We start from the raw sequence: 13,755 nt of genomic DNA on the forward strand, positions 1-13,755 counted from the left end.
CGGCTGGGCGCCTGCCTACGGCGCAGCCCCGAGCCCCTGGGTAGTTGACGGCTGGGCGCCTGCCTACGGCGCAGCCCCGAGCCCCTGGGTAGTTGATGGCTGAGCGTCTGCCTACAGCGCAGCCCCGAGCCCCTGGGTAGTTGACGGCTGGGCGCCTGCCTACGGCGCAGCCCCGAGCCCCTGGGTAGTTGACGGCTGGGCGCCTGCCTACAGCGCAGCCCCGAGCCCTGGGTAGTTGATGGCTGAGCGTCTGCCTATGGTGCAGCCCCGAGCCCCTGGACCGGAGGGCTGCCTCATGGCTACCTCCGAGTAGAGGTCCTGATCAGGCGTCACCGTTGGGAGGAATCACCAACACCCCAGTAGAGGGGAAGACGGTGCTTCGTGCGTTCAGCGGGTGCTCGGGCCGCCCGCCCCGGGCCTAGCGTCTGGTGGCATGCGACGAAGACCGCCCGCCCCCACCCCCGTGCCCTTCTCGCCCGCCGCGGCGCGTTCCCACCGCGCCGGCCTGGGCCTGACCCCCGACCAGGTCGTCGAAGGCATGGCCGCCCACGGCGTCCGCCTGCTGCCGATGCACGTGCTCGGCTGGGAGACCGGCGAGTTCCGCCCGTCCGAGGAGGAGTTCATCGCGCTGGCCCGCGCGCTCTGGTGCCCGCCCGCCCAGCTGATGGGTGCGGCCCCGGCCAACCTGCGGGACTTCCGGGTGGCCCGCGAGCTGTCCCAGGACCAGGCCGCCCAGCGGATCGGCGTCACCCTCCGGGCGTACGAGCACGCCGAGCTGACCGGCAAGTGGGGCGGCGACGCCGGACAGACGTACGCGCTGGGCCACGTGCTCGGGATCGGCCTGCGGATGCTGGTGCGGGTGACCAACCGTCAGGAGGACCTGGACCGCTGTCTGCGGCAGTGCGTGGACGGCCGCTGGCAGTCGCAGGTGAAGCCGGTGGCCCGCCTGGTGCCGGTGCCCCGGCCGGTGCTGGAGCAGACCCTCGCGGAGTTCCAGGGCGAGTACCTGGTCCCGATGCACTGGGGCTCCGCGCCGAGCCAGGCCGAGCAGCGGCCGGTGCTGCCGCACGCCGAGCGGTTCTGGGAGCTGCTCTCCGCGCACCGCACCGACATCCCGGTCTGACCGGTCCGACCGGTCTGACGCCGCGTCCGTCCGGTCATCCGCTCCCGGACGGCCCTGCCCCGGTGGCAGGGCCGGGTCGGCGCCGGTGGAATGGACCGCAACGTCCCGTCCGCCACAGCACACCGGGAGCGCAATGCGTTGGGGAACCGCGGCCATGGTGGCCGCCGCCGCAGTCGGGGCCGGAACCGCGGCCGTCCTGCTGCTCGGCCGCAAGGCGTCCGACGGGGTGGTCAGGCCCGGGCGGGCCGAGCCCGGTGCCGACGCCGACCTGCGGGTGCACGACCTGGCCCCCGGCGGGGTGGTGATCACCCGCAGCACCGCCACCGCCCGGCCGGGCCGGTACGCGCTGGAGTGGCGCGACGGCGGCCACGCGGTGGTCGGCGAGGTGCTCGGCACCGGCCCGCAGACCGTCACCCGCCGCCTGGAGCAGGTGGACGGCGGCTCGCTGCAGATCGGCGACAAGGTCGAGCTGACGCCCCGGGTGTACGTCGGCGACCCCCGCTCGGCGCACGGCCTCGGCTTCACCGACACGGTCGCCGAGGGCGAGCTCGGCGCGCTGCCCGCCTGGTACGTCGACGGCAAGCGCGGGACCTGGGTGATCCTGGTGCACGGCCCCGGCGCCGACCGTACCCAGGCGCTGCCCGTGCTCCCGGTGCTGCACGCGCTCCAGCTGCCCAGCCTGACCGTGAGCTACCGGGGGGACGCGGGCGCACCGCCGTCCCCGGACCGGCTCGGCCACTTCGGCGAGACCGAGTGGCAGGACGTCGACGCGGCGATCCGGCTGGCCCTCGACAGCGGCGCGGGCCGGGTGATCCTCTACGGCTGGTCGGTGGGCGCCACCATGGTGCTCCAGGCCGCCGCCCGGACGGCCTGGCCGGAGGCGGTGGCCGGACTGGTGCTGGACTCCCCGGTGCTGGACTGGTCGCAGACCGTCCGGCGGGAACGCGCCAAGGCCGGTGTGCCCGGCGCGCTGGCCGAACTCGGCGCCCTGGCCGCCGAGGGCCGCAGCCGGGTCGACCTGGCGGGGTTCGCCCGGCTCGCCTCGGGTGCCGACCTGCACGTGCCGACCCTGCTGCTGCACAGCCCCGCCGACTCGATCGCCCCCTGGGACGCCGCCGCCCGGCTGGCCGACCTGCGCGGTGACCTGGTCAGCCTGCACCCGGTGCCACGCGCCGAGCACGCGGCGCTCTGGAACGCCGACCCCGCCGGCTACGCGGAGACCCTGCGCCGCTGGCTCACCCCGCTGCTCTAGATCACCGGCCCGGAGCGGCGGGCCGGTGACGGTGAAGGAGCCGTGAAATGACCGTTGGCGTCTGGTTTGCCCCCGGCCCGGGAAAAGGCGATGTGACAGAAGGCCGTCGCACGGGGAAGACTGCACGGCGTGACGTCTCGGAATTCGCGCGACCGTGATGCCCCGCTCCCGCCGACGATCGGTACCGGGGCGACGGTGACCCGTCTCCCCGGCACGGCCCGCCGCGGTGACACCGCACAGCCGGGCAGCACCCCCAGTACCTCCCCCACCCCCCGCCGCCGCACCCCCGTACCGAAGCCCGGCCGCGGCCGGGTCGCGGTCCCGGAGGGCTTCCCCGCACCCGCCGAGCTGGCCCCGCTGGCCCGCCGGATGCTCGCCGACGCCGTCCGGATCGCCCGCTGGGCCGGTGAGCTGGGCGAGGTCGACAAGCGCGGCGAACTGCTCCCCGAGGACGCCAGGGCGGCCGGCCGGGCGCTCGCCATGACCGTCGGCGCCGCCGCCAACGCCTGGGGCCAGGCCCTGCTGGTCGGCCTGGTCGAGGCCCGGGACGGCGGTGCCACCCCCGGGTGGCGGCTGCACGCCTGGGAGCACGACGACGAGGCCGTGGTCCGTGGCTGGTCGGCGCTCTTCGACGCCTGGACGCTGGTCGCCCCGATGCCGCCCGCCGCGATGCGCGGCGTGTTCGCCGTGCTGGCCGGGCAGGCCGTGGACCAGGCCCCGCAGCTGCTCTCCTTCCTGCACCTGGTGGACGGTCCGGTGGCCGACAGCGAGCTGCTGGAGCTGCTCCGCCGGGGCCTGGACGAGCGCCGGGTGGCCGCCGGGGCGACCCCGCTGTCGCCCGTCCCGCACGCCGCCTCCGCGGTCTCCGCCGTCCGCGGCACCTGCCGCGAGCCGCAGATCGACACCCCGCACTCGCCGTCCGACGTGGCGGCGGTGCTGGACTGGATGCTGGACGGCCTGGCCGCCGTCGGCGCGCTCACCCGGCAGGACGAGGCGGCCGAGCTGTCGCCGCTCGGCCACTGGGCGGTCCGGGCCAAGCTGGAGGAGATCTGCACCGTCGCGCAGACCGCCGCCGGCCACATCGAGCAGAGCGCGCTGGAGCTGCTGGACGCCTGCGCCAGCTACTCGCCCGGACCGGCCAGGGCCGAGTACCGGGCCTGGGTCGCGGCCCGGCCGGTGGACCGCGCGGTGGCCGAGCTGCTGGACGCGGCCCGGGGCGACGACGCGCTGCTGCGCGGCCTCGCCTTCGAGGCGCTCCGGGTCGCCGGGGGCACCGCCGAGCAGGCGGTCCGGGCGGCCGTGGACGAGGGCGTCCTGCGCCCCTACGCGCTGCTCTGGCTGGCCGAGCAGTCGGACGAGGTCGGCGTGCTGCCCTCGGACGTGCTGACCGCCGAGGACGCCGCCTGGCTCTGGGTGGACACCGCGGCCGCCGTGCTGGACCACGGGGAGACCGGCCTGCTGGTCGGTCACGTCGAGGGCGCCTCGGCGGGGGAGCCGGTCCGGCTCTTCAACCGGGCCCGGCAGTCCGGCCACCCGCGCGCCGCCTCCGTGCTCACCGCCGTCGCCGGGGTGCACCCCGACCCGGCGGTGGCCAGGGCGGCCCGCCGGTCGGCCTTTAGCGTGCACAAGGGCGGCGCTTAAGCCGTCCGCCCTAGCCTGCGTTCCAGGGGCTCGGGGAAGGGGCGGCGGGTATGTGGAGTGCGGACCGGCCTGCGACCACGTCCGGCCCTTTGAACGGGTGCGCCGTTCCGAGCGGTCGGCGCTGCTGCTCCCCGGGCTCCTGCCGGTGCGCCCTGACGCGCGACCGGACGCCGAAGGGCCCCTCTCCCGAACGGGAGAGGGGCCCTTCGCGTGCCGTGCCGGCGTCAGCAGCCGCGCGACTCCGCGCGGCGGGCGCGGACGTCGCCGACCTTCTGGCCCACCTTGCGGCGGATCACCAGCAGCGGCGCCATCGCGGCCAGCGTGATCTGGGCGATCGCACCGACGTGCATCAGGGTGTCACCACCGGGCAGACCGGCGGCCCAGGCCGCCAGGCAGCCGATCGAGACCACGATCCAGCAGAGCGTGGCGGTGGCCAGCAGGCCCTGCGGCTTCGGGTACTCGATCCGACTGACCATCAGGTACGCCACCCCGAAGATCATCAGCAGGCCCGGCACGAACGGCGGGTCCAGCAGGACGATCGCGATCACCGTCATGGCACCCATCGGGCAGGGCATGCCCTGGAAGATCCCCGGCTGCATCTTGACCGCCGAGAACCGGGCCAGCCGGAGCACCACCGCCAACAGCACGGTGAGCGCGATCAGCGCCGAGAAGCGCTGGTCCTGGCCCGGGCTGACGATGCCCCAGACCGCCACGAAGTAGGCCGGGGCGATGCCGAAGCTGATCAGGTCGGCCAGGTTGTCGAGCTCCGCACCCAGCGCCGAGGAGCGCAGCTTGCGGGCCACCAGGCCGTCGAACAGGTCGCACATCGAACCGATCAGCAGCAGCGTCACCGCGGTGGCGGCACTGTGCTTGTCGGGGCCGGCGGCGGACGCGCCGGTGATGTGCGGCATCAGGACCCCGGTGGTGATCGAGTAGATCGCCAGGAAGCCGCAGACGGCGTTCCCCAGGGTCAGGAAGTCGGCGGTGGACAGGTGCTGCGGCGAGCGCGGCGCGCGGAGCTCGCGGTCGCGCGCCCAACGGCGGCGGCGCAGGTCCGTCTCCTCGTCCTCGTTGAGGCCGACTAGCGTCTCAGGATCAGTCACGGTCAAGGCGCGTCACCCCGGCAGTGGTCTTCTGGCCGACCTCGACGCCGACCTCGACGCCGGCCGGCAGGTAGGTGTCGACGCGGGAACCGAAACGGATCAGACCGATCCGGTCGCCCTGCTCGACCTTGGTACCGGCGTCGACGTACGGCACGATGCGACGGGCCACGGCCCCCGCGATCTGCACCATCTCGATGTCGCCGAGCTCGGTGTCGAAGTGCCAGACGACCCGCTCGTTCTGGTCGCTGTCCTTGTTGAACGCCGGGACGAAGCCACCGGCGACGTGCTCGACGGACGTCACGGTGCCGGGCAGCGGCGCGCGGTTGACGTGCACGTTGAGCGGGCTCATGAAGATCGCCACGCGGGTGCGGCCGTCCGGCCAGGCGTCGATCGACTGGACGACACCGTCGGCGGGCGAGATGACCCTGCCGGTCCCGATCTCACGCTCGGGGTCGCGGAAGAACCACAACATGCCCGCGCTGAGCGCACAGGCCGGTACCGCCGCCACGGCCCACTTGCCGCTCCGCCGGGTGAGGGCGGTGGTGAGGGCGGCGGTGGCCAGCGTGGGGACGAACCAGGGGGTGGCTCCGCGCGCGATGGTGACGCGAGGGCGCCGACCGTTCGCCGGGGCGAGGGCATCGCCGACCGGAGCGGAGGAGTGAGGGGACGGGCTGATGGGCATCGAATACCTTAGTCGCGGGCCCCGACTGGCAGAGCTCGGCACCTGGACGGGGGCCACCGCGGGGATCGAGTGATAAAGGGACGGCGTGCTGTCCCGGTGGATGCTATCGGGACCAGGCGGTAGGTGGGCAAGCCGCCTGCTGCTTGAGGTGTCCGGTGCGGTGCCGATCCGTGCCTGCTATGTGTACGACCGTAGCTCGGCCGGCACCGGTTCCCCAAGGGCTCCGACGTGCCGCGTGACCCATGTCTCAGTGCGTGGGCGGCCGCTGAGGGGGCGCCGGGAGGCGCGCGGATGCAGCCGTAGGGCGCATACCGGCTGGTACACGCCCTACGGCCGGCCGGGACCCGACCCGCACGTCGGGGCCCGGCCTCCCGGGGTGGTCTCAGTCCGCCAGGCGGTACTCCTCCAGGAGCCGGCGCCCGACGATCATCTTCTGGATCTCCGCCGTGCCTTCACCGATCAGCAGCATCGGGGCCTCCCGGTACAGCCGCTCGATCTCGTACTCCTTGGAGAAGCCGTAGCCGCCGTGGATCCGGAACGAGTCCTCGACGACCTCCTTGCAGTACTCGGAGGCCAGGTACTTGGCCATGCCGGCCTCCAGGTCGTTCCGCTGGCCGCTGTCCTTCTTGCGGGCGGCCATCACCATCATCTGGTGCGCGGCCTCGACCTTGGTGGCCATCTCGGCCAGCTTGAACTGGATCGCCTGGTGCTCGGCGATCTTCTTGCCGAAGGTGGAGCGCTGCTGGGCGTAGGAGATGCCCAGCTCGAAGGCGCGGCGGGCCACCCCGCAGCCGCGGGCGGCCACGTTGACCCGGCCGACCTCGACGCCGTCCATCATCTGGTAGAAGCCCTTGCCGGGGACGCCGCCGAGCACCCGGTCGGCCGGGATCCGGACGTCCTGGAGCACCAGCTCGGTGGTGTCGACGCCCTTGTAGCCCATCTTCTCGATCTTGCCGGGCACGGTCAGGCCCGGGACGGTCGGGTTCGGTCCGAAGCCCGGCGTCTTCTCGATCAGGAAGGTCGTCATGTTCTTGTACGGGCTGGAGCCGCCCTCGTCGGTCTTGCAGAGCACCGCGACCAGGGTGGAGGTGCCGCCGTTGGTCAGCCACATCTTCTGGCCGTTCAGGACGTACTCGTCGCCGTCCCGGACGCCCTTGGTGGAGATCGCCGCGACGTCGGAGCCGAGGCCCGGCTCGGACATCGAGAACGCGCCCCGGATCTCACCGGCGGCCATCCGGGGCAGGAAGTACTCCTTCTGCTCCTGGGTGCCGTGCGCGTTGATCATGTGGGCCACGATGAAGTGGGTGTTGACGATGCCGGAGACCGACATCCAGCCACGGGCGATCTCCTCGACCACCAGCGCGTAGGTGAGCAGCGACTCGCCGAGCCCGCCGAACTCCTCGGGGATGGTGAGGCCGAAGAGGCCGAGCTGCTTCATCCCCTCCACGATCGCGGTCGGGTACTCGTCCTTGTGCTCCAGCTCGGTCGCGACCGGAATGATCTCCTTGTCGACAAAGTCCCGCACGGTGGCGAGGATGTCCCGCTGGATCTCGGTGAGGCCGTCGGTCTGTGCGAGGCGTCCCATCGTGCGGCTCCGAATGTCTGTGAGGGTCGAGGGAGTTGCGGGGCCCCACCGGCGTGACTCGGTGGGGCCCCGGACCGGGGAGGAGCCGATGACGGCGGCTCCCCGGCCGGGGTCTGGTGGAGCCGCTCGCTAGGAGAGCGGCTCGGGGCGGCCGGGCTGCTCGCCGCCGCGGGCCTTGATGTACGTCTCGGTCGGCACCATCACCTTGCGGCGGAAGATGCAGACGACCGTGCCGTCCTGCTTGTAGCCCTTGGTCTCGACGTAGACGATGCCGCGGTCGTCCTTGGACTTGGACGGCCACTTGTCGAGCACCACGGTCTCGCCGTAGATGGTGTCGCCGTGGAAGGTCGGTGCGATGTGCCGCAGCGACTCGATCTCCAGGTTGGCGATCGCCTTGCCGGAGACGTCCGGGACGGACATCCCGAGCAGCAGCGAGTAGATGTAGTTGCCCACCACCACGTTCTTGCCGAAGTCCGTGGTGTTCTCGGCGTAGTTGACGTCGAGGTGGAGCGGGTGGTGGTTCATGGTGAGCAGGCAGAACAGGTGGTCGTCGTACTCGGTGACGGTCTTCCCTGGCCAGTGCTTGTAGACCGCGCCGACCTCGAACTCCTCGTAGGTGCGTCCGAACTGCATGTCAGCTCCCCGGGATCTCGAACTTGGTGGTGCGCTCCAGACCGGCCGCCCGGCCCTTGCCCGCGATGACCAGGGCCATCTTGCGGCTGGCCTCGTCGATCATCTCGTCGCCGAGCATCGCCGAACCCTTGGCGCCGCCCGCCTCGGAGGTGCACCAGTCGTACGCGTCGAGGATCAGCTCGGCGTGGTCGTAGTCCTCCTGCGAGGGCGAGAAGATCTCGTTCGCCGCACCGACCTGGTCGGGGTGCAGGACCCACTTGCCGTCGAAGCCGAGGGCGGCGGCCCGGCCGGCCACCTCGCGGTAGCCGTCGGGGTTGCGGATCTGCAGGTAGGGGCCGTCGATCGCCTGCAGGTCGTGCATCCGGGCGGCCATCAGGATCCGCATCAGGATGTAGTGGTAGGCGTCGGCCGGGTAGCCGGGCGGCTGCTGGCCGACCACCAGGGTCTTCATGTTGATCGAGGCCATGAAGTCGGCCGGGCCGAAGATGATGGTCTCCAGCCGGGGCGAGGCGGCGGCGATCTCGTCGACGTTCACCAGGCCCTTGGCGTTCTCGATCTGCGCCTCGATGCCGATCTTGCCGACCTCGAAGCCCATGGTCTTCTCGATCTGGGTGAGCAGCAGGTCGAGGGCCTTGACCTGGGTCGCGTCCTGGACCTTCGGCAGCATGATGCAGTCGAGGTTCGGGCCGGCGCCCTCGACCACGGTGACCACGTCGCGGTACGTCCAGTGGGTGGTCCAGTCGTTGACCCGGACGACCTTGGTCTTGTTGCCCCAGTCGCCGTTGTTGAGGGCGTCGACGATGTTGTGCCGGGCGCTCTCCTTGACCAGCGGGGCGCAGGCGTCCTCCAGGTCGAGGAAGACCTGGTCGGCCGGGAGGCCCTGGGCCTTCTCCAGGAAGCGCGGGTTGCTGCCCGGGACGGCCAGACAGGAGCGGCGGGGGCGCAGGCGGTTGACAGTCATGAGGGTGGGTCGGTCCTTCCGGGTCAGCTGGTCGCGGCGGTGGAGGTCGCGGCCCAGGGCTGAAGCCTGTTGGCGAGCCGGATCTCGTCGACGATCCGGCCGATGATGGTGGTGATGCCGAAGTCCTTCGGAGTGAACACGGCGGCGACGCCGGCGGCCTTGAGGGCCTCGCCGTCCGCTGCGGGGATGATGCCACCGACGATCACGGGCACATCCTCCACCCCGGCCCGGCGGAGCCGGTGCAGGACGTCCGGAACCAGCTCGGGGTGGGCACCGGACAGGATCGACAGGCCGACGCAGTGCACGTCCTCGGCGACGGCGGCGGAGACGATCTGTTCGGGCGTCAGACGGATGCCCTGGTAGACCACCTCGAAGCCGGCGTCGCGGGCCCGGACGGCGATCTGCTCGGCGCCGTTCGAGTGCCCGTCCAGGCCGGGCTTGCCGACCAGCAGGCGGAGCTTGCCGGTGCCCAGCTCGGCCGCGGTGGCCGCGACCGCCTCCCGGACGGCCGCCAGCTCGCCGCCCGGCTCGGCCGCGACCGCGACCGGGGCGCCGCCCACGCCGGTGGGCGCGCGGTACTCGCCGAAGACGTCCCGCAGGGCGAACGACCACTCGCCCGTGGTGACCCCTGCCCGGGCGCAGGCGAGGGTGGCGGGCATCAGGTTGTCCGTGGTCGCGGCGGTGGCCTTGAGGGCCGCCAGGGCGGCCTGGGCGGCCGGCTCGTCCCGTGCGGCGCGCCACTGCCGGAGCGCCGTCAGGACGGACTGCTCGGAGGCCGGGTCGACCACCATGATGGCGGTGTCCAGATCCGCGGTGAGCGGGCTCTCCTCGGTGGTGTCGAAGCAGTTCACCCCGACGATCTTGTCCTCGCCGGACTCGATCCGGGCCCGCCGGGCTGCGTGCGAGGCCACCAGGTTGGACTTCAGGTAGCCGGACTCGACGGCCGGGATCACCCCGCCCATCTCCAGCACCTTGGCGATCTCGGCCTCGGCGCCGGCCAGCAGCTCGGCGGTCTTGGTCTCGATCACCTCGGAGCCGTTGAAGATGTCGCCGTACTCCAGCAGGTCGGACTCGTAGGCCAGCACCTGCTGGATCCGCAGCGACCACTGCTGGTCCCACGGCCGGGGCAGGCCGAGCGCCTCGTTCCACGCGGGGAGCTGGACGGCGCGGGCCCGGGCGTCCTTGGAGAGCGTGACGGCGAGCATCTCCAGCACGATCCGCTGGACGTTGTTCTCCGGCTGGGCCTCGGTCAGGCCGAGCGAGTTGACCTGGACGCCGTAGCGGAACCGGCGCTGCTTGGGGTCCTCGATGCCGTACCGCTCCAGCGTGACCTTCTCCCAGAGCCGGGCGAAGGCGCGCATCTTGCACATCTCCTCGACGAAGCGGACGCCCGCGTTCACGAAGAAGCTGATCCGGGCCACCACCTCGCCCATCCGCTCGGCCGGGACCTGCCCGGAGTCGCGGACCGCGTCCAGCACCGAGATCGCCGTGCACATCGCGTACGCGATCTCCTGGACCGGCGTGGCCCCGGCCTCCTGGAGGTGGTAGCTGCAGATGTTGATCGGATTCCACTTCGGGAGGTGCCCGACCGTGTAGGCGATCATGTCGGTGATCAGGCGCACCGAGGGCCCGGGCGGGAAGACGTGCGTCCCGCGCGAGAGGTACTCCTTGACGATGTCGTTCTGGGTGGTGCCGGTGAGCTTGGCGACCTCGGCGCCCTGCTCCTCGGCGACCACCTGGTAGAGCGCCAGCAGCCACATCGCGGTGGCGTTGATGGTCATCGAGGTGTTGGTGCGCTCGACCGGGATGCCGTCGAACAGCGTCCGCATGTCGCCGACGTGGCCGACCGGCACCCCGACCCGGCCGACCTCGCCACGGGCCAGGATGTGGTCCGAGTCGTAGCCGGTCTGGGTGGGCAGGTCGAAGGCGACCGAGAGGCCGGTCTGACCCTTCGCCAGGTTCTTCCGGTAGAGCGCGTTGGAGTCACTCGCGGTCGAGTGGCCCGCGTACGTCCGCATCAGCCACGGACGGTCCCGGTCGGCGGCCATCAGATGTCCCTGAAGCGATTGATGGCGGGCAGGTGCTTCTCCCGGAGCTCCTGGTCGCGGACGCCGAGGCCCTCCTGCGGGGCCAGGCAGAGCACGCCGACCTTGCCCTGGTGCTTGTTCTGGTGGACGTCGAGGGCGGCCTGCCCGGTCTGCTCCAGGGTGTAGACCTTGGAGACGGTCGGGTGGATCTTGCCCTTGGCGACCAGGCGGTTGGCCTCCCACGCCTCGCGGTAGTTGGCGAAGTGCGAGCCGACGATCTTCTTCAGCGACATCCACAGGTAGCGGTTGTCGTACTGGTGCATGAAGCCCGAGGTGGAGGCACAGGTGACGATGGTGCCGCCCTTGCGGGTGACGTAGACCGAGGCGCCGAAGGTCTCCCGGCCGGGGTGCTCGAAGACGATGTCCACGTCCTCACCACCCGTCAGCTCGCGGATTCGGCCGCCCAGGCGCTTCCACTCGCGCGGGTCCTGGGTGTTCTCGTCCTTCCAGAACTTGTACCCCTCGGCGCTCCGGTCGATGATCGCCTCGGCGCCCATGGCGCGGCAGATCTCGGCCTTGGCGTCGTTGGAGACCACGCAGATCGGGGTGGCGCCGCCGGCCAGCGCGTACTGGGTGGCGTACGAGCCGAGGCCGCCGCTGGCGCCCCAGATCAGCACGTTGTCGCCCTGCTTCATGCCCGCGCCGTTCCGCGAGACCAGCTGGCGGTAGGCGGTGGAGTTGACCAGGCCGGGGGAGGCGGCCTCCTCCCAGGTGAGGTGCTTCGGCTTGGGCATCAGCTGGTTGGTCTTCACCAGGGCGATCTGGGCCAGGCCGCCGAAGTTGGTCTCGAAGCCCCAGATCCGCTGCTCCGGGTCCATCATCGTGTCGTTGTGGCCGTCCGAGGACTCCAGCTCGACCGAGAGGCAGTGCGCGACCACCTCGTCGCCGGGCTTCCAGGCGTTGACGCCGGCGCCGGTGCGCAGCACCACGCCCGCCAGGTCGGAGCCGAGCACGTGGTACGGCAGGTCGTGACGCTTGGTCAGCGGCGAGAGGCGGCCGTACCGCTCCAGGAAGCCGAAGGTGGAGACCGGCTCGTAGATCGAGCTCCACACCGTGTTGTAGTTCACCGCGCTGGCCATCACCGCGACCAGGGCCTCGCCCGGGCCGAGCTCGGGCAGGGCGACGTCGTCGAGGTGCAGGGACTGGCGTGGGTCCTTGTCGCGGCTGTCCAGGCCGGCGAACATCTGCTCCTCGTCCTTGTGGAGCGTCACCGCCCGGTAGGACTCCGGCAGCTTGAGCCCGGCGAAGTCCGCCGGGGTGCTGTCGGTGCTGAGGATCGCGTCGAGGATTTCCTTCATGGCTGCCTCCGAAGGCGTACCTGTGTGAGGGCGCACAGGGCGTCTGGGGGAGCCGGGAGCGGACACCGGCTTCGCTGGTTCGGTCTGGGATGGGAAGGCTGGGGTGGTTGCGACGGGTGGTGGTGTCGCATCCGGACACGGCGCGCCGAGGTGGGGAGCCGCGGCGCCGCGACTGGTGAGGAACAAAGTAGTGGCACCCTGTGCCACTAGTAAAGACACCGGGTGCCATCAATTCGAGTGAATCCGACGGCCGTTCGACGCAGCCCCTCGCGGCGCGCCGAGGGCCCGCCCCGGCGAACCGGGACGGGCCCTCTGAAACTGCTCTGACCTGCGTAAACCTCAGCCGACCGAGCCGCTGAGCGCGGCCCTGATCCGGTCCACCACCTGCTCCAGCGGGGCGTCCGTCCGGGTCACTGTGATGAGGACCTCACCCCCGGGGCTGGCACTGAGTGCGCTCACCGCGGCGGCCTCCAGCGAGGAGCCGGGTGTCACAGTGGCACCGGGTGCCACTACCGTCCCGCGCCGTCGGCCCCCGTTCGGGGCGGTGGCCCAGAACGTCCCGCGGATCACGTCGAAGGAGTGGTCCAGCTGTGCCTCCACGTCGCCCATGCCGCCGGCCCGCAGCCAGCGCCGCAGCACGTGGTTGTGCGCCGCGACCACCGCCGCGGCCGAGACCTCGGCCAGCATCGAGTCGTCGTCCCCGCCGCGCTGCCAGCCCGGCGGGATCTCCTCGGCCGCGTCGAACCGGCCCAGCAGGTAGCGGGTGAACAGCCGCTCGTACCGGGAGACCACCGCGATCTCCCGCTCGCGCAGCGCCGCGACCTGACGGATCAGCTGGTACCTGGCCACCGAGACGCCCGGGGTGGAGGCGTACATCCGGAGCACCTCCTTGATCCCGCGGCACACCACGTCGAGCGGGTGCTCCTCGGAGTCGGAGCTGGCCAGCAGGTCGGCCACCCGGACCAGGGTGTCGTCGTGGTCCGGGAAGATCGCCTCCTCCTTGGACCTGAAGTACCGGAAGAAGGTGCGCCGGGCCACCCCGGCGGCGGCCGCGATCTGGTCGACCGTGGTCTCCTCGTACCCCTGGGTGGCGAACAGCTCCATCGCGGCCGAGGCGAGATCCTGCCGCATCTGCTGTCGCTGGGCGGCCGCCCGGCGGTTCCCGGCCCCGGCCTCGGTGGCCGGCCGGACGCCCTCCGGACGCTCCGGGGCTGACTGTTCGGATGACTGTTCCCGGTCCATGGCCGGAACGCTACACGTACCGGGTGGCGGGCCAACGGCCTTTGTCCGGCGCAGTGGCGGCACCGGGGCGGCCACCACTGGACGGGGCCAGCGCCCGGTCACCGAGCCCGGGCCCCAGGCGGGCCGGACCGCCCGCCCGCCGGTCGGG

General features: G+C 72.0%; 11 protein-coding genes. 3 read left to right on the forward strand and 8 right to left on the reverse strand.

What is annotated here, in order from left to right:
* Positions 1–433: 433 nt before the first annotated feature.
* The 3 genes from ACIRPK_RS11400 (at position 434) to ACIRPK_RS11410 (ending at position 4,016) form a co-directional block, all read left to right on the forward strand.
* A complete protein-coding gene (locus ACIRPK_RS11400) occupies positions 434–1,123 on the forward strand; it encodes an XRE family transcriptional regulator (RefSeq protein ID WP_403036285.1) in 690 nt (229 codons plus the stop codon).
* A gap of 133 nt (positions 1,124–1,256) precedes the next feature.
* Complete coding sequence (locus tag ACIRPK_RS11405) at positions 1,257–2,375, forward strand: alpha/beta hydrolase family protein (RefSeq protein ID WP_403036288.1); 1,119 nt, start codon at positions 1,257–1,259, stop codon at positions 2,373–2,375.
* Between the two features lie 195 nt (positions 2,376–2,570).
* Positions 2,571–4,016 carry a hypothetical protein gene (locus ACIRPK_RS11410; RefSeq protein ID WP_403036291.1) on the forward strand — a complete coding sequence of 482 codons (1,446 nt, stop codon included), beginning with the start codon at positions 2,571–2,573 and terminating at the stop codon, positions 4,014–4,016.
* A 224-nt stretch (positions 4,017–4,240) separates the two neighbouring features.
* Here ACIRPK_RS11410 and ACIRPK_RS11415 read toward each other — a convergent pair whose 3' ends face one another.
* From ACIRPK_RS11415 to ACIRPK_RS11450, 8 genes are all read right to left on the reverse strand, one after another.
* A complete protein-coding gene (locus ACIRPK_RS11415; RefSeq protein WP_057240193.1) occupies positions 4,241–5,125 on the reverse strand; it encodes a phosphatidylcholine/phosphatidylserine synthase in 885 nt (294 codons plus the stop codon).
* Positions 5,112–5,801: a phosphatidylserine decarboxylase gene (locus tag ACIRPK_RS11420; protein WP_221503563.1), complete on the reverse strand. Its 690-nt coding sequence runs from the start codon at positions 5,799–5,801 to the stop codon at positions 5,112–5,114. The genes ACIRPK_RS11415 and ACIRPK_RS11420 overlap by 14 nt, the downstream gene beginning before the upstream one ends.
* 382 nt (positions 5,802–6,183) lie before the next feature.
* A complete protein-coding gene (locus ACIRPK_RS11425; RefSeq protein WP_403036295.1) occupies positions 6,184–7,386 on the reverse strand; it encodes an acyl-CoA dehydrogenase family protein in 1,203 nt (400 codons plus the stop codon).
* Positions 7,387–7,515: 129 nt separating this feature from the next.
* A complete protein-coding gene (locus tag ACIRPK_RS11430; protein WP_403036298.1) occupies positions 7,516–8,019 on the reverse strand; it encodes a MaoC family dehydratase in 504 nt (167 codons plus the stop codon).
* Between the two features lies 1 nt (position 8,020).
* The gene (locus ACIRPK_RS11435) at positions 8,021–8,980 is read right to left on the reverse strand and encodes an HpcH/HpaI aldolase/citrate lyase family protein (RefSeq protein WP_403036301.1); all 960 of its coding nucleotides are present in this window, start codon (positions 8,978–8,980) and stop codon (positions 8,021–8,023) included.
* A 23-nt stretch (positions 8,981–9,003) separates the two neighbouring features.
* Positions 9,004–11,028, reverse strand: a complete 2,025-nt coding sequence (locus ACIRPK_RS11440) for a protein meaA (RefSeq protein ID WP_403036304.1) — start codon at positions 11,026–11,028, stop codon at positions 9,004–9,006.
* On the reverse strand, positions 11,028–12,365 hold the full coding sequence (gene ccrA, locus ACIRPK_RS11445; protein WP_403036307.1) for a crotonyl-CoA carboxylase/reductase: 1,338 nt from the start codon (positions 12,363–12,365) through the stop codon (positions 11,028–11,030). Before ccrA ends, ACIRPK_RS11440 begins: the two co-directional genes overlap by 1 nt.
* Before the next feature lie 339 nt (positions 12,366–12,704).
* Positions 12,705–13,607 (reverse strand): TetR family transcriptional regulator, encoded by a 903-nt coding sequence (locus ACIRPK_RS11450; protein WP_403036310.1) that lies wholly within the window; start codon positions 13,605–13,607, stop codon positions 12,705–12,707.
* Between the last annotated feature and the right edge of the window lie 148 nt (positions 13,608–13,755).

Origin of the sequence: Kitasatospora sp. NPDC101801 (assembly GCF_044766665.1) — a bacterium.
Lineage (GTDB): Bacteria > Actinomycetota > Actinomycetes > Streptomycetales > Streptomycetaceae > Kitasatospora.